The sequence below is a fragment of the Beduinella massiliensis genome, from assembly GCF_900199405.1.
Lineage (GTDB): Bacteria > Bacillota > Clostridia > Christensenellales > Aristaeellaceae > Beduinella > Beduinella massiliensis.
Genome location: NZ_LT963430.1, coordinates 2,913,781 through 2,930,691, shown reverse-complemented (window position 1 = coordinate 2,930,691; position 16,911 = coordinate 2,913,781). Strand labels below are relative to the sequence as shown.

Below are 16,911 nucleotides of genomic sequence, written 5' to 3'. Positions count from 1 at the left end.
ACGTAACAGAAGGGGAAAAGATTGCAAAAACTATTTAGCCTCGTACCAGGTCTTGCCGGTGTGCACATCTGCGACGAGCGGCACGGACAGGGAAGCCGCGCCTTCCATGCAGACCTTCAGCACCTCGACCACCTCGCCCTGTTCCTCCGGCGGGGCCTCGACGATCAGTTCGTCGTGCACCTGAAGAATCAGCCTAGCGCGAAGGCCGCGCGTTTGAAGCTCTTCGTGCACGCGGACCATTGCGAGCTTGATGATGTCCGCCGCCGTGCCCTGTACGGGCGTGTTCATCGCCGCGCGTTCGCCGAAAGAACGGGTGTTGTAATTGGACGAGGAGAGCTCCGGCAAAAGACGCCGCCGGCCGAACATCGTCGTGGAATAGCCCAGCGCCTTTCCCTTGGCCACGGCGCTTTCCATGAAACGGTGAACGCCCGGATAGCGCGCAAAGTAACGATCGATGAACTCCTGCGCCTCGCGGCGGCTCACGCCGATATTTCGCGCCAGGCCGAAATCGCTGATGCCGTACACGATGCCGAAGTTGACGGCTTTGGCCGCCGAGCGCATCGCGGGCGTCACCTCTTCAAGCGGCACGCCGTAGACCTCCGCCGCCGTGCGCGCGTGGATGTCCTGTCCGGAGCAAAAGGCCTCGATCATGCCCTCGTCCTGCGAAAGGTGGGCGAGCAGGCGCAGTTCGATCTGCGAGTAGTCCGCGTCGCAGAGCAGCCAGCCCTCCCGCGCAATAAAGGCGCGCCGGATCTCGCGGCCCAGCGCCGTGCGCACCGGGATATTCTGCAGGTTGGGCTCGTTGGAGGAAATGCGCCCCGTGGCGGTCGCGGTCTGATCGAACCAGGTGTGGATGCGCCCGTCGCGCCCGATCAGCTTCACCATACCCTCCACATAGGTGCCGTTCAGCTTGGAAAGCTGCCGGTAGCTCAGAATCTTGTCGATGGCGGGGTGCTTGTCCGCGATGGCTTCGAGCGTGTCCGCATCGGTGGAGTAGCCCGACTTGGTCTTGCGCCCCGTCGGCAGGCCCAGGCGCTCGAAGAGCACCTCCCCCAGCTGCTTGGGACTGGCGATGTTGAAGCCCTCCACGCCCGTCAGCGCGTAGATCTCCTGCCGCAGACGTTCCAGCTCCTCCGTGTAGCCCGCGCCCAGGCGAAGCAGCTCTTCCCGATTGACGAGGAAGCCCTCCTGCTCCATGGAAAAGAGCGTGCGCATGAGCGGCATTTCAATCGTGTAGTAGAGCGGAAGCATGCCCGCTTCTTCGAGCTTCGCGCACTGCGCCACGTGCAGATCGTACAGCGCGGCAGCGTTTTCGGGCGCTTCATAGCGTTTTTGCTGCGGATCGAGCAGGTACGCTTCCAGCAGCACGTCCGCCTCGATGGCGGTGCAGGCGATGCCCCACTGCGCGAGCTGCGTCAGGAGGCGTTTGGCCCCGTGTACGCACAGGGCGCGCGTGCCCGTGAGCAGAGTCGACAGGGCGCGCATGGCCTCCTGCGGGTCGAGTCCGTCCGTGAGCAGGTCCTGCGCGATGCAGATGCGCGCGCGCGCGCCGTTTTGACAGGCCAGCGTCAGCGCATCGGAAAGGCAAAGGGCCACGGTCGCATCGTGCATATCCGGCAGACCGTCGATAAAGCGGCGGATGTCCTCCGGCGTGTTCAGCGCCTCTTCCTCGCGCCAGGGCGTTTGGGGCGTGCTTTTTGCGTCGGTCTTCGGCTTTTCCGCGTGAAGCGCCTTCAGGCGGGGAATCAGGGATTTCATCTCCAGCTCCTCCAGCACCGCTTCGCCGCCGGATAGGTCGTGCAGACGGCACGCTTCCCAGTCCAGCTCGATGGGCACCTCGCGCGTGATGGTAGCGATCTTCTTGCTCATCAGCGCGCTCGTCCGTCCCTCGATCATCCGCTCGCGCAGTTTGCCCTTGAGGTCCGTCCCGGCGGCGTCGAGCGCGCGCTCCACGCTGCCGTACTCCGTGAGCAGCTTGACCGCCGTCTTTTCGCCCACGCCGGGTACGCCGGGAATGTTGTCCGACGCGTCGCCCATGAGGCCCTTCAGGTCGGGAATCTGCGCGGGGGTGACGCCGAACGTCGAAAGCACGGTTTCGGGGTCGAACTCCACCGTTTCGCTGATACCGCGCTTGGTGTAGAGCACGTGCGTGCGGTCGGAAACGAGCTGCATGGCGTCGCGGTCGCCCGTGACCAGCAGCGCGCGGATCGAGCGCTCCTCGCACAGACGGCTGACGGTGCCCAGCATGTCGTCCGCCTCGAAGGAGGGCAGCTCCAGCTGCGCCACCTGCATGGCGTCCAGCAGCCTGCGCAGCAGGGGAAACTGGGGGCGCAGTTCCTCCGCCGTGGGCTTTCTGCCCGCCTTGTAATCGGCGAAGTCCACGTGGCGGAAGGTAGGGCCGTGCATGTCGAAGGCCACGGCAAGGTAGTTGGGGCGCACCTCGCCCAGGAGCTTGAGCAGCATGCTCGTAAAGCCCATAACCGCGTTGGTGTATTCGCCCGTGCTGGTGGTCAGCGGGGGCAGCGCGTGAAACGCCCGGTGCATCAGGCTGTTGCCGTCCACGACGATGAAGGTTTCCTCCAAATCGATTTCCCCTTCGCAAATTTCTCTTACATTATAGAATACCACAACAGGCCCTAAAATACAAATAGCTGGGCGCAGGGGAAAAAGGGATGCTGCGCACAAAAAAAGATGGAAAATTTGCCCGTATTGTACTATACTATATCTGATCTATCCGCCTGAATGGGGCAATTACGAAAAGGGAGGGAATCTCCATGACGTATAAGGAAACGTACGAAAAATGGCTTCGCGACTTTGCGGATGACCCGGCGACGCTTCAGGAGCTAAAAGCGATCGCGGGGGATGAAAAAGAAATCGAGGACCGCTTCTATACCGAGCTTTCATTCGGCACGGCGGGCATGCGCGGCGTGCTGGGCGCGGGCACCAACCGCATGAACCTTCAGAACGTGCGGCGGGCGACGAAGGGCTTTGCGGATTACATCAACGCGGGCGATCCGTCGTATCCGAAGCGGGGCGTGGTCATCGCTTACGATTCCCGGCGCATGTCCCCGGAGTTCGCCAAGGCGGCGGCGCTGGTGCTGTGCCGCGAAGGTATTCACGTTTACCTCTTCGACGAGCTGCGCCCGGTGCCGGTTCTCTCCTACGCGGTGCGCCATCTGCACGCGGTAGCGGGCATCGTGATTACCGCCAGCCACAACCCGCCGCAGTACAACGGCTACAAGGTCTACTGGGAGGACGGCGCCCAGATGCCGCCGGAATACGCGGATCAGGTGCTCTCGCGCATCCGCGCGTGCACCTATCAGGACGCGGTGGAGATGGACGAGGAAGAGGCCCGCGCGGCGGGGCTTTTGCAGATCATCGGCAACCGCGAGGTGGACGACGACTACATCGCGCAGGTAAAGACCCTGTCCGTGCAGCCGGAGCTCATGAAGAAAGCGGGCAAGGAGCTCAAGATCGTCTACACGCCCTTGCACGGCTCGGGCAACAAGCCCGTGCGGCGGATCCTTTCGGAAATCGGCATTGAAAACGTGCTGGTCGTGAAGGAGCAGGAGCTGCCCGATCCGAATTTCTCCACCATCCGGGTGCCCAACCCCGAGGACCCCGCGGCGTTCAAGCTGGCGATGGAGCTGGCCGACGGCGAGGGCGCGGACTGCATCTTCGGCACGGACCCGGACTGCGACCGCGTGGGCATCGCCGTCAAGGATACCGAGGGCAAGTATTACCTCATGACGGGCAATCAGATCGGCTGCGTGCTGCTTTATTACATCCTCAAGAGCCGCAGGACGCTGGGAACGCTGCCGAAGAACGGCGCGGTCGTCAAATCCGTCGTCTCCACGGAGCTCGCGCGCAAGATCGCGGAAAGCTACGGGCTGACCACGTTCGATACGCTGACAGGCTTTAAGTTCATCGCTGAAAAAATCCAGCAGTTCGAGGATACGGGCGCGTATACGTTCGTCTTCGGCTTTGAAGAGAGCTACGGTTTCCTGTCCTCGACCTTCGTGCGGGACAAGGACGGCGTCAATGCTTCGCTGCTCATCGCGGAGGCCGCGGCCTGGGCGAAGACGCAGGGGAAGACGCTTTACGACATCCTGCTGGAAATTTACGCGACCTATGGTGCGTACGTCGAGAAGGTCGTCTCCGTCACCCTGCCTGGCAAGGACGGCGTAGCCAAGATGCAGGCCATCATGAAGGGCCTGCGCATGAGCCCGCCGAGCGGGCTCGCGGGCCTTAAGGTGTTGGGCGTGCGCGATTACCTGTGCTCCGAGCGCACGGACGCGAAGGGGAACAGGAGCCGCCTGGATCTGCCCAAGTCCGACGTGCTGTACTTTGAACTGGAGGGCGGCGCCTGGGTCTGCATCCGGCCCTCCGGCACGGAGCCGAAGATCAAGCTGTACGTCAATACCAACGCGAAGGACATGGGGGAAGCGCAGGAGCTGAACGCGAAGCTGCGCGAAGCCAGCGAAGCTCTGATGAAGTAAAACCGCATAGCTGCCGCGCATCCGGCGCGGCAGCTAATCTTTTATTTTTTATATCAAACAGGCAGCCGGTAGAATAAGGAAGCATCCTTTTGGGAAAGAACAGACTCTTTTTTAGTGTAGAAGGAGGCCGCAATGGGCGACAAGAAGTACAGAGGCGATTATAAAATCGTAAAGCACATCGATCCCGGTACGGGGAAGGAAGAGAAACGGGCGGTGTATACGGGCGAGTATTTCAGCTTGAACGTGGACGAGCGCCGAAAGCGCCTGTGCAGTCTGTCGCTCGCGGGATGTTTCGCGCTGGGGCTTGCCGGTTTCCTTCTGGCGGGCTTCGTCAACAGCACGGCGGCCCATAACCTGCTCATCTCCATGCCGCACATGTTCACGATGCTGTCCACCGCGTTCCTGGGGGTTTGTGCCCTGCGGATATGGCGGCTCGGCGAGCGCTTCACCAGAAAGGCAAAGGATCAAGCGCTGCAGACGGCGCGGACCGCTTCCTTTACGCAGACGATTCTTTCGGGCGTCGCACTGCTGGGCGACCTTTTTGTGATTCTCACCGGGAGGGGAAGCGCTGTGGAGGGGACGGCGCTCGCCGGCTTTGCGCTGATGCTCTGTGCAGGGATCCTTTCGCTGTTTTTCATGAAAGACGTGAATGCACGGATGGTGGACAAGGGATTATGAAGGATTTCTCCAGATAATTGCATAAATATTACTCTCGGTAACATGCGGACTTTCTCTTGCGGGAAAGGAATCGCAATGTTATAATAAATCTATCTGGGGTTTTATGCCTCGATAGGTAAACGTTCTGTGACAAAGCCCTGCGGGGGAGAAAACACGCCTTTGTGCGTTTTTTCTCCCTTTTTTGTTTCCTGGCAGGAGATGTATCATAACGCTTACCTTTTGGGTCATTCCCCAGCAAACGACAAGGAGGAAAAAACAGATGAACAGCATCAAGAAGTTCCTGTCCGTGCTGCTCGCAGGCGCAATGTGCCTCACCCTGTTCGTTCCCGCGATGGCGGACGACACGGCGGCGGCGACCGAGACCGAAAAGCCCCTGGTCATCGCCACGAGCAACTTCAGCGGCAAGTTCAGCCCCTTCTTCTGCGACACCGTCTACGACCGTTGGATCGGCGAGACGCTGACGCAGGAGCTGGCCATGACGTCGGATCGTCAGGGCGCGCCGGTGAAGAACGCGATCGAGGGTGAGACCATTCCGTACAACGGAACGGATTACACCTATACGGGCATCACCGACGTATCCGAGGTCTACGACGAGGCCTCCGATACGACGACCTATACCATCAAGATCAAGGACGGCGTCAAGTTCGCCGACGGCGAAGTCATGGACGCCGACGACCTGATCTTCTCCTATTACGTGTACGCCGACCCGTCTTATGACGGAAGCGCGTCGCTGTATTCCTACGGCATCATCGGCATGGAGAATTACCGCCAGAACAACTCCATGGCGGAGTCGGTCGAGGTGGACACCGCCAACCTGTCCGACGCGGTCAAGGCGCGCATCGCGGCCGAGCTGGTCGCTCCGCTGCTGACCTCTGAGATGGAGTGGGCGAAGAGCATCTACGGCAACGCCGATTACAAGTCCTACACGGACGCGTACCCGGTGGCCAAGGATCTGTTCGCCTTCCTGTACAGCAAGGATGAGGCGTACGACTCCACCAAGGTGGAGGACGAGGCGCAGGTGCTCGCAGACATCATCGCTCAGTACGGCAGCGACTATGCGGCCGCGGCCAGCGCCTATGGCGACGACGCGATGTTCGACGCGCAGGTGGAGACCATGGTGCTCGAGGAGACCCTTGCGACTGCCGGCGGCGAAGAGGTTTCGCGCATCGAGGGCATCAAGAAGGTCGACCAGAACACCGTCACCGTGACCACCAAGGGCTTCCAGGCCCCGGCGATCTACAATATCTGCGGCATCGCGATCGCTCCGATGCACTACTACGGCGACGTGAGCCTGTACGACTACGAGAACGATCAGTTCGGCTTCACCCGCGGCGACCTGTCCGCCGTGAAGGCGAAGACCAGCGCTCCGATGGGCGCCGGCCCCTACAAGTTCGTCAAGTACGAGAACAAGATCGTCTATCTCGAAGCGAACGAGAACTACTGGCGCGGCGAGCCGAAGACCAAGTACGTTCAGTACAGGGAAACGCTCGAGCCCGATAAGGTTTCCGCTGTCGGCACCGGCACCGTAGACCTGACCGACCCGACCTTCAGCGACACCGCCGTGAAGGAAATTATGGGTTACAACTCCAACGGCGAGCTCGACGGCGACAAGATCGTCGTGAACACCGTCGACAACCTCGGCTACGGCTACCTCGGCATCAACGCCGACACCGTGAACGTGGGCGGCGAACCGCTGAGCGAGGCCTCCAAGAACCTGCGCAAGGCGCTGGCGACCGTGCTGGCCGTGTATCGCGACGTGTCGATCGACTCCTACTACGGCGATCGCGCGAGCATCATTAACTACCCGATCTCCAACACCTCCTGGGCGGCCCCGCAGAAGACGGACGAGGACTACAAGGTCGCGTTCTCCGTCGGCGTGGATGGCGCTGACCTGTACACCGCGGACATGACCGCGGAGCAGAAGTACGACGCGGCCCTCGCGGCGGCTGTCGAATACCTGAAGGCGGCCGGCTATACCTACGACGAAGCCGCCGGCAAGTTCACCGCCGCGCCCGAAGGCGCGAAGCTCGAGTACGAGATCATCATCCCGGCCGACGGCGCGGGCGATCACCCGTCGTTCGGCGTCGTGACCGACACGCGCAATGCGCTGGAGAAGATCGGCATCACGCTGACCATCAACGACCCAGCCGATTCCACCATTCTCTGGGATCGCCTGGACGCCGGCACGCAGGAGCTGTGGGCCGCGGCCTGGCAGGCCACGGTCGACCCGGACCTGTATCAGACCTATCACTCCAGCAATATCGTGGGTCTGCCGGGCAGCACCGAGTCCAACCACTATCACCTGGCGGATCCGGAACTGGATAAGCTGATCATGGACGCGCGCTCCAGCGCCGATCAGGCGTACCGCAAGGCGACCTATAAGGCCTGCCTGGATCGCATCGTCGATGCCGCGGTCGAAATTCCGGTCTATCAGCGCCAGAACTGCATCATCTTCAGCCCGGAGCGCATCAACATGGACACCGTGACCCCGGACATCACCACCTTCTGGGATTGGACGCAGGGCGCCTATCACATGGAAATGGTGAAGTAATCCCCCCACACCGTTTGTAAGCGGCATGGCCGGGCCCCGGCAGGTGAGCCGGGGCCCGGTTACCTTTATGTTTCGATCCAGCGATCTATCATCCGTTTGCAGCGTCCGATGCGCCGACGGAGACGCGCGGATTTGCCGGCTGCTTCCATTAAATTCGGAATATTCCCCGCGCATGCGGGTTATCCGCCTGCAGCCTGAAGCGGGAGGCAGGCAAGCGCAAGCACGGGATTGCGCGTTCGCGGCAGGGCCCGGCGGCCCCGACCGCTAAAATTTGATTCCGGCGCTCGTGCGCCGAGATTTACGGAGGTGTTTGATCGTGCGCAAATACGTCGCTAAGCGCATCGCGCTCAGCATCGTGATCCTCTTCTTTGTCGCACTGCTCATCTATGCACTCATGCGCTGCCTGCCCACGTCATACGTCGAGCGTCTCGCACGCGAGAAGTCGTCCCTGCCGGGCGGCCGCAGCTACGAAGAATGGATGCAACAGCTCAACGCCGTCTACGGCTTTGACAAGGGCATCATCGGCGGTTTCTTCACCTGGCTCAAGACCGCGATTCGCGGCGATTTCGGCGAGAGCTGGTACTTCAACGTGCCGGTGACGGTCAAGTTCAGCCAGGTCATCTGGGATTCGTTCGTGCTTGCGATGGTTTCCCTCGTGCTGCGCGTGGTCATCGCCATCCCGCTGGGCATCGTCTCCGCGACGCACCAGTATTCGAGGGTGGACTATGCGGTCACGATCTTCGCCCTCATCGGCATATCGCTGCCGACCTTCTTCTTTGCAACGCTGCTCAAGTGGGTGTTCTCCATCAACCTGGGCTGGCTGGACCTGTATGGCAAGGTGGGTCGCATGTACGATCAGCTTTCGCCCATGGGGCAGTTCCTGGACGTGGCGAAGCACTACATCATGCCGATCGTGACGCTCACCGTGGTCAGCGTCGGCGACCTGATGCGCTACACGCGCACGAACATGCTGGAGGTGCTCAACTCCGACTTCATCCGCACCGCCCGCGCCAAGGGCCTGCCGGAGCGTACGGTCATCAACAAGCACGCTTTCCGCAACACGCTGATCCCGATCGTCACCATCATCGGCGGCACGCTGCCCAGCCTGTTCGGCGGCGCGCTGATCACGGAGACGCTGTTCCAGATCCCGGGCATCGGCTATACGTCGTATCAGGCGATGATCAGCGGCGACATTCCCTTTACGATGTTCTATTCCGTCTTCTCGGCGATGCTGGTGCTGTTGGGCACGCTGATCGCTGACATCCTGTACGCAGTGGTCGATCCGCGCGTGCGCGTGAGCTGAAAGGAGGAAGCCTTATGCAGGAAAATCAGAAACAGAACGTCGACGACCGGCATCTGGCGCTGGACGACGAGCAGCGCGTCAAGGTCCTTTCTCCTTCCATGCTGGTGTTCAGGCGCTTTGTCCGCAACCGGCTGGCGATCGTGGGCACCGTCATCATCGTTGCGATGTTCATCTTCTCCTTTATCGGCGGTATCATCACGCCTTACGGCGAGAGCGAGCGCTTCCGCGGCTACGAGATGATGGTGAAGGACTACGCCGCCATCACGGAGAACAACGAATACCGCTACGTGGAGGCGGAGGGGAAGGCGTTCCCCAGCGGCGCCAAGTCCAAGATGATCTTGGCGCTCACGCGCGGGGAAGAGATCTTCGAGTATAACGGTCAGAATTACGGCCTCATTCAGGAGGGCGAAAACCTCTACCGCGTCACCGAGCAGGTGCCCGTCGCCACAGCGATCGGGATGAAGGGGCTTTTCAACGTGACGCCCAAGGAGGATGCGGCGCTCCCGGAGGATCTGACCGAAGCGTTCGCAGCCGCCGTGGCCGCGGGCGACAAGACGTTCGCCACCGCGGACGGCTCCATGTTCAGCTATACGATGCTGAAGAAGCAGTACACGATCTACGGCACGCAAAACCTGGCGCTCGCCTCGCACCGCATTTTCACGGAGGCGAACGGACTGGAGAGCAATTTCGATTTCCGCCTCGCTTCTGAGCGTGCGATCGCGGACGGCACGTCCGCCTCGTTCGTCTTTGAGGGGGAAACCTACCAGCTCATCCGCGGCGAGCAGAGCGTGCAGATCGTCGGCGCGGATGGGGCGCCCGTTTGCGAGGTCTCCGATTACGTCATCAAGGCGGTCGAGGTCGGGACGGTCTTCCCGGAAGGCTTCGCGCAGACGGCGCTTACGGCCATCGCGGCGAAGGAGAGCACCTTTGAGATGCCCGGCGAGGACGGCGAACAGGTCGAATACGCGATTGAGCACAGAAACGGGCAGTACATCGTCCGGCGCGATACGAAGACCTATCTTCTTCGCACCTATGAGGGGCCGAGCCGCGAGCACTGGCTGGGCACGGACGGCAACGGTATGGACATGCTGACCCGCTTGATGTACGGCGGACGCATCTCGCTGATGATCGGCTTCATCGTCGTCGTCATCGAGCTGGTGCTCGGCGTGGTGCTGGGCGGCGTTGCCGGCTATTTCGGCGGCTGGATCGACAATCTGCTCATGCGCGTGGTCGATATTATGAACTGCATTCCGGGTTACCCGATTTATATCATCCTGGGTTCCCTGATGGACGTCTATAAGGTAGACCCGACCGTTCGTATGATCGCGCTGATGCTGGTCATCGGGTTGCTTAGCTGGCCCTCCATCGCGCGCCTCGTGCGCGGCCAGATCCTCTCGCTGCGCGAGCAGGAGTTCATGGTGGCTACCGAGGCGACGGGTCTTTCGACCTCGCGACGCATCTTCAAGCACCTGGTGCCCAACGTCGTGCCGCAGCTGATCGTCATGTGCACGATGTCGCTGGGCAGCGTCATCCTGCTGGAAGCGACGCTGTCGTTCCTGGGCTTGGGCGTCAAGTTCCCGTTTGCGTCCTGGGGCAACATCATTAACGCCGTCTCCAACGTGTACGTCATGACGAACTACTGGTTCGTCTGGATCCCGGCGGGCATGCTGATCCTGCTGACGGTGCTCGGATTTAACTTTATCGGCGACGGACTGCGCGATGCGTTCGACCCGAAGATGAAGCGATAAGGAGGGCGAGAGCATGGCTAAAGAGAAAAAGCATCTCTCCGCGAAGGAAGCCAAGAGCGCGGACTACATCTCCGCCGCCGAGGCGCGCGCCATCGCGAAGGAAAACCGGCGCATAACGGACGCCTTTGAAAAAAAGCGCAAACGGAAGAATGTGCCGAAAAGCGAATACATGACGCAAATGAAAAACCCCGACAACATCGTGGAGTTCGACGACTTGCACACCTACTTTTACACGGACATCGGCGTGGTCAAAGCCGTGGACGGCGTCTCCTTCGACGTGCCGCGCGGCAAGACCGTCGGCGTCGTGGGCGAGTCCGGCTGCGGCAAGAGCGTGACGAGCCTTTCGCTCATGCAGCTCGTGCAGCGCCCGCAGGGCCAGATGACGGGCGGCCAGATCCGCTTTAACGCGAAGGACGGCGTCTACGACATCGTGAACACGCCGGACGAGGCGATGCACAGCATCCGCGGCAACCAGATCTCCATGATCTTCCAGGAGCCGATGACCAGCCTGAACCCGGTATTCCGCATCGGTATGCAGATGGACGAGGTCATCGCCCTGCACAACAAGGAGATGGACAAGGAACAGGTCAGGAATCGCTCCATCGAAATGCTGGAGACGGTCGGCATCGCCAACGCGGAGGGCGTCTATCGGATGTACCCGCACGAGCTGTCCGGCGGCATGCGCCAGCGCGTCATGATCGCCATGGCCCTCTCGTGCAACCCCCGCCTCATCATCGCGGACGAGCCGACGACGGCGCTGGACGTGACCATTCAGGCGCAGATTCTGGATCTGCTGCGCGAGATGAAGGAGAAGACGGATTGTTCCATCATGCTCATCACGCACGACCTGGGCGTGATCGCCGAGATGGCGGATTACGTGGTCGTCATGTACTCCGGCCGCGTGGTGGAAAAGGGCACGGCGCACGAGGTCTTTGAAAACCCCAGCCACCCCTATACGATCGGCCTGCTGAACAGCAAGCCCGTCGTCGGCCGGGAGACGGACAGGCTCTATTCCATCCCCGGCAAGGTACCCAACCCCGTGGACATGCCGGATTATTGTTACTTCCGCGACCGCTGCGAGCTGTGCGTGGAGGGCTGCAAGGGCGCTTATCCGCACGAGGTATCTATATCGCCCACGCATGTGGTGAGCTGTTACCGCTGCTATCCTGAGGCAAAGGAGGGAAAACGCAATGGCTGAGACAAAGCCGGTTTTGGAGGTCAGAAACCTCAAAAAATATTACCCGATCAAGAACGGCCTGATGCAGCGCGTTGCGGGCGCGGTCAAGGCGGTGGACGGCGTGACGTTCAAGATCGAGCGCGGCAAGACGATGGGCCTGGTCGGCGAATCCGGCTGCGGCAAGACCACCGTAGGCCGCACGATCCTTCGCCTGACGGAGAAGACGAGTGGAGACGTGCTCTTCAGCGGACAGGAGATCTATGACCTGAACAAGCAGCAGATGCGGGCGATGCGCCCGAAGATGCAGCTCATTTTCCAGGATCCGTATTCCAGCCTGTCCCCCAGGCTTCCGATCGGCGAGATCATCGCCGAGGCGGTGCGCGAGCACGGCATCGTGCCCAGGGAAGAGCTGAACGACTACATCGACGGCATCATGCAGTCCTGCGGCCTTCAGCCTTATCACAAGAACCGTTACCCACACGAATTTTCCGGCGGTCAGCGTCAGCGCATCTGCATTGCGCGCGCGCTTGCGCTCAACCCGGAATTCGTCGTCTGCGACGAGCCGGTCAGCGCCCTGGACGTCTCCATCCAGGCGCAGATCATCAACCTGCTGCGCGACCTGCAGCAGGAGCACAACCTGACGTACCTGTTCATTTCGCACGACCTGTCCGTCGTGGAGCATATCTCCGACGCGGTCGGCGTGATGTACCTGGGCACGATGGTGGAGTACGGCGACAAGAAGGCCATCTTCAAGAACCCGCTTCACCCCTATACGAAAGCGCTGTTCTCGGCGATTCCGGTGCCGGATCCGAACGTGCGGATGAAGCGGATTATCCTGGAGGGAAGCATCCCATCCCCGGCGAACCCGCCCTCCGGCTGCAAGTTCCATACGCGCTGCAAGGAATGCATGGAGTGCTGCAAGCACGAAGCGCCGCCCGTGCGCGAGATAGAGCCCGGTCACGTCGTGGCCTGCCACCTGTACGCAAACGAGGGAAAGCCCTATGGCGAAGACGCGTGATCCGCGGGGCAAGGACGAGGGCGCGAAGGATGAGCTGGAAGAACTGACGGTTGCGGACATGAATGTCGAGGGCATGCCCTGGTACCGGCCGGAGCTGAAGACCGGGGATGCGCAGGGAAAGAAGAACCCGCACCCCACGCGCCTGACGCCGCGCGAAACCTTTCACTGGGCGGTCAGTGCGCTGGGCGCGGGGCTGCTCGTCGTGGCGGCGTTCGGACTTGCAGGTTTTTTGTTCATCGAGTTTTGTATACACGTATGGTTTCGATAAACGTAGCCGTCCGGCCGTCTGGCCGGGCGGTTTTTATCCCTTGGGAACGCGTGGATCTTCGCAAGACGGAAAGAAGAACGCTTTTTACTTGCCGAAACGCGCGCCTTGCGCTATCATGAAAGCCTGAAGAAGGAGGGAGACGCCATGTTCCGCATCGGCGAGTTTTCGAGGCTGACACAGGTTTCCATCCGCATGCTTCGTTATTACGACGAGACGGGTCTGCTGCATCCGGCGCAGGTGGATCCCTTCACGGGGTACCGCTCGTACTCCGTCGAGCAGATGCAGCGCCTGCATCGGATCGTGCTGCTGCGCGACCTGGGGTTTTCCATCGTGGAAATGAGGGAACTGCTCGACGGCTGGAACGACGAGACGCTGACGCGGCGGCTTGAGGAGAAGCGGCGGGAGGCTGAGCGGGCGATGGAGGTGGAACGCGCCCGCGTCGTCCAGATTCAGACCGCCATCGCGGACCTGCGGTCGGAAGCGCTGGACGTGCACTGCAACGTCACGATGAAGCGGATCGAGCCCTTTCACGTGCTTTCCGTGCGTCGGAAGATCGCTCGGTACGACTGCGAAAGCGAGCTTTGGCACGCGCTTTACGCCTATATCGCCCGAAAAGGCATCAGGCTTTCGCCCAACCATGGAAACGTCGCCTTTTTTTACGACGAGGAGCATCGGGATGCCGACGTGGACGTGGAGGCCTGCGTCGTCGTGGAGCAGATGGGAGAGTCCGAAGGGGAGTTCGTCTATCGCGAAACCGCCCCGGTCGGGCGCATGGCCTCGATCATGGTATACGGCCCCTATGAGCGGATTGGAGGCGCGTATCAGGCCTTCGCGCGCTGGCTGTCCCGCCACGCACGATTCGCGATGGACGGGCCCTCGCGCCAAATCTGCCATAAGGGACCGTGGGACGAGGAGGATCCGTCACAGTACCTGACCGAGCTGCAGGTGCCGCTCAGGGCTGTGGATGAAATCCACGCTTGACTCTGACAGCGTGTGAGGGTGTAGGATGAGGCCGTACCCCATCACGCGCGGCAGACAGCCGCGACGAAAACAGGAGGCTTCATCATGGAAAAGACATATGCGGTGACCCCGATCGGCCGAATCTTTACGGAAGCGGAGAAGCCGTACATCGAGCTCCAAAGGGACTACGCCCGAGGGCTCGAAGCGTTCGGAGGGTTCAGTCACGCGGTCGTCCTCTGGTGGTTTCATCAAAGCGACGAAGCGCCCGATCGAAAGGTCCTCGAGGTTCGGAGCCCGTACAGGCGCGGCCCCGGGACCCTGGGCACGTTTGCGACCCGTTCGCCCTTTCGACCCAACCCGATCGCGATGACGGTGTCGTGCGTGCTCGAGGTGGACGAGGCAAGCGGCAGGCTTTACGTCGATTATACGGACGCGCTGGACGGAAGCCCGGTGCTCGATATCAAGCCCTATACGCCGAGCATGGATCGAGTGGAAGCGCCGGCGGTGCCGGCGTGGTGCGCGCACTGGCCGCGCAGCCTGGAGGCGTCGGAAGAATTTGACTGGGAGAATGAATTTAACTTCTGATAAGGCGGGAAGAGCGGATGAGACAGATCACGGCGGCGCAGGCGGCGCCGCTTTTTGCGGGGAGGACGGAAACGACCGTCCGGGCATTTTTGCATCAGGGAATGGGGCACGCATTTGCGGATGCGCAGGGGCGCTGCGCGCAGATCGTCGTGGGCGATCTCTGCTGCTTTGCGGGCGATGCCGACGCGCTGGGCGCGGAAGAGCTTGCGGGGCACGTGCCTGCGGACCATCCGGCCCTCTCCCTTTTGATGGTTCCGCATGACGCGGCGTGGGATGCGCGTATCGGAGCGGCAGGCGGCGCGCGGGCCGATCGCATCACGCGCTGGCGGCTTCATGCGGATTCGCTGCGCGCCGACTTCCTGCGTCCGCTCTCCATGCCGCCGGCGGGTTATCGGATAAGGCGCTTTGACGGCGCGCTGTACCGGCAGGCCTTGAAGGCAGAATGGTCGAGGGACTTCGTATCGCTGTATCGGGATGAGGCGGACTACCTCGCGCGGGGGATCGGCGTCGCGGCGCTGGTGGATGGAGAACTCGTTGCAGGCGCGTCCTCTTACTTTTCTTATGACGGCGGCATCGAAATTCAAATTCAAACGCGGGAGGACCACCAGCGCCGGGGGCTTGCGCGCTGCTGCGGCGCGGCGCTCTGCCTCCTTTGCCTGGAGCGGGGCGTCGAGCCGGACTGGGATGCGGCCAACCTCGAATCCCGCCGCGTAGCGCTCCGCCTGGGGTATCGGGACGGCGGGCCATACAGCGCCTGGGAACTGCGGAAGGAGAATGTGGACGCCTCTAAAAAAGACGAACATTTTTGAAATAGAATAACCTAATATTCGACAAAAAGCGCGAATTTTTGCGTAAAGGCCTTTACAAAAGGGGGATTTTGCGGTACGATAGCAATGCTTCGTTTCTTATGAAGAACATTTAGGAGGAATCATCATGAAGAAGCTTCTTTCTCTGGTGCTGGCAGCCATGCTCTGCCTGGTCTCCTTCGCCGCCATGGCTGACGGCGTGCCTGCCGCTGATCTGAAGGTCGGCTTCATCTTCATCGGCGATGAAAATGAAGGCTACACCGCCGCGCATTACGAGGGCGCGAAGGAAATGATGACCGCGCTCGGCCTCACCGAGGATCAGCTGCTCATCAAGTGGGTCGTCCCGGAAGACGAGACCTGCGAGGACGCGGCGATCGACCTGGCCGACCAGGGCTGCCAGATCATCTTCGGCAACAGCTTCGGCTTCGAGTCCTACATGATGAATGCCGCCAAGGAATATTCACAGGTTCAGTTCTGCCACGCCACCGGTTATCAGGCGGCGAGCAGCGGACTTGCCAACTTCCACAACTTCTTCACCTCCGTCTACGAGTCCCGCTACGTCTCCGGCGTGGTTGCGGGCCTCAAGCTCAACGAAATGATCGAGAGCGGCAAGATCACCGCCGAGCAGGCCAAGGTCGGCTATGTCGGCGCGTATCCGTACGCGGAGGTCATCTCCGGCTTCACCTCCTTCTTCCTGGGCGTGCGCTCGGTCTGCCCCTCCGCCACGATGGACGTGACCTATACCAACTCCTGGGCGTCCTTCGACCTGGAGAAGGAAGCGGCTGAGGCGCTGATCGCCGGCGGCTGCGTGCTGATTTCCCAGCATGCGGACACCACGGGCGCGCCCACGGCCTGCGAGGCCGCCGGTGTGCCGGTCGTCGGCTACAACATCTCCATGATCGCTACCGCCCCCAACTGGGCGCTGACCTCCGCTTCTATCAACTGGGGCCCCTACTACACCTACGCGGTGAAGTCGATCATCGACGGCACGGAGATCGCCGTCGACTGGTGCCACGGCTATGCTGAGGGCGCGAACCGCATCACCGAGCTGAACAAGGCCGCCATCGCCGCCGGCACCGAGGAGAAGGTCGCTGAGGTCGAGACCGCGCTCAAGGATGGCTCCCTGCACGTGTTCGACTGCGCCAGCTTCACCGTCGGCGGCAAGACGCTGACCGATGCGGACAGCGACTACATCTGGGACGGCTACTTCCACGAGTCCGAGAAGGCGTCCGCGCCGTCCTTCGACTTCATCATCGACGGCATCACCGATCTGACTGCCGCGAAGTAAATCCCTGCGCTGCTTTTCGGCGGACGGCTC

The 16,911-nt window shown here is 61.4% G+C and carries 13 protein-coding genes; 12 read left to right on the top strand and 1 reads right to left on the bottom strand.

What is annotated here, in order from left to right; genetic code table 11:
* Positions 1–30: 30 nt before the first annotated feature.
* Positions 31–2,583, bottom strand: coding sequence for a DNA polymerase I (polA, locus tag C1725_RS14230; RefSeq protein ID WP_346026691.1), 2,553 nt, complete (start codon positions 2,581–2,583; stop codon positions 31–33).
* A gap of 191 nt (positions 2,584–2,774) precedes the next feature.
* Here polA and C1725_RS14225 point away from each other — a divergent pair, with 191 nt between their 5' ends.
* The 12 genes from C1725_RS14225 (at position 2,775) to C1725_RS14165 (ending at position 16,881) form a co-directional block, all read left to right on the top strand.
* Positions 2,775–4,499 carry a phosphohexomutase domain-containing protein gene (locus C1725_RS14225; RefSeq protein WP_102412229.1) on the top strand — a complete coding sequence of 575 codons (1,725 nt, stop codon included), beginning with the start codon at positions 2,775–2,777 and terminating at the stop codon, positions 4,497–4,499.
* 132 nt (positions 4,500–4,631) lie between these two features.
* The gene (locus C1725_RS14220; protein WP_102412228.1) at positions 4,632–5,177 is read left to right on the top strand and encodes a hypothetical protein; all 546 of its coding nucleotides are present in this window, start codon (positions 4,632–4,634) and stop codon (positions 5,175–5,177) included.
* Between the two features lie 259 nt (positions 5,178–5,436).
* Positions 5,437–7,728 (top strand): ABC transporter substrate-binding protein, encoded by a 2,292-nt coding sequence (locus C1725_RS14215; RefSeq protein ID WP_102412227.1) that lies wholly within the window; start codon positions 5,437–5,439, stop codon positions 7,726–7,728.
* Positions 7,729–8,044: 316 nt separating this feature from the next.
* Positions 8,045–9,031: an ABC transporter permease subunit gene (locus tag C1725_RS14210; protein ID WP_102413352.1), complete on the top strand. Its 987-nt coding sequence runs from the start codon at positions 8,045–8,047 to the stop codon at positions 9,029–9,031.
* A 14-nt stretch (positions 9,032–9,045) separates the two neighbouring features.
* A complete protein-coding gene (locus C1725_RS14200; RefSeq protein ID WP_346026690.1) occupies positions 9,046–10,779 on the top strand; it encodes an ABC transporter permease in 1,734 nt (577 codons plus the stop codon).
* Positions 10,780–10,957: 178 nt separating this feature from the next.
* Positions 10,958–11,977 (top strand): ABC transporter ATP-binding protein, encoded by a 1,020-nt coding sequence (locus C1725_RS14195; RefSeq protein WP_346026898.1) that lies wholly within the window; start codon positions 10,958–10,960, stop codon positions 11,975–11,977.
* Positions 11,970–12,974, top strand: coding sequence for a dipeptide ABC transporter ATP-binding protein (locus C1725_RS14190; protein WP_102412225.1), 1,005 nt, complete (start codon positions 11,970–11,972; stop codon positions 12,972–12,974). Before C1725_RS14195 ends, C1725_RS14190 begins: the two co-directional genes overlap by 8 nt.
* Positions 12,958–13,242: a hypothetical protein gene (locus C1725_RS14185; RefSeq protein ID WP_102412224.1), complete on the top strand. Its 285-nt coding sequence runs from the start codon at positions 12,958–12,960 to the stop codon at positions 13,240–13,242. The genes C1725_RS14190 and C1725_RS14185 overlap by 17 nt, the downstream gene beginning before the upstream one ends.
* Before the next feature lie 144 nt (positions 13,243–13,386).
* A complete protein-coding gene (locus C1725_RS14180) occupies positions 13,387–14,223 on the top strand; it encodes a MerR family transcriptional regulator (protein WP_102412223.1) in 837 nt (278 codons plus the stop codon).
* 84 nt (positions 14,224–14,307) lie between these two features.
* Entirely contained in the window at positions 14,308–14,787 is a 480-nt protein-coding gene (locus tag C1725_RS14175) for a TrmO family methyltransferase domain-containing protein (RefSeq protein ID WP_102412222.1), read from the top strand.
* Positions 14,788–14,804: 17 nt separating this feature from the next.
* The gene (locus C1725_RS14170; protein WP_102412221.1) at positions 14,805–15,596 is read left to right on the top strand and encodes a GNAT family N-acetyltransferase; all 792 of its coding nucleotides are present in this window, start codon (positions 14,805–14,807) and stop codon (positions 15,594–15,596) included.
* A 124-nt stretch (positions 15,597–15,720) separates the two neighbouring features.
* Positions 15,721–16,881, top strand: coding sequence for a BMP family ABC transporter substrate-binding protein (locus C1725_RS14165; RefSeq protein ID WP_102412220.1), 1,161 nt, complete (start codon positions 15,721–15,723; stop codon positions 16,879–16,881).
* The last annotated feature ends 30 nt before the right edge of the window (positions 16,882–16,911 follow it).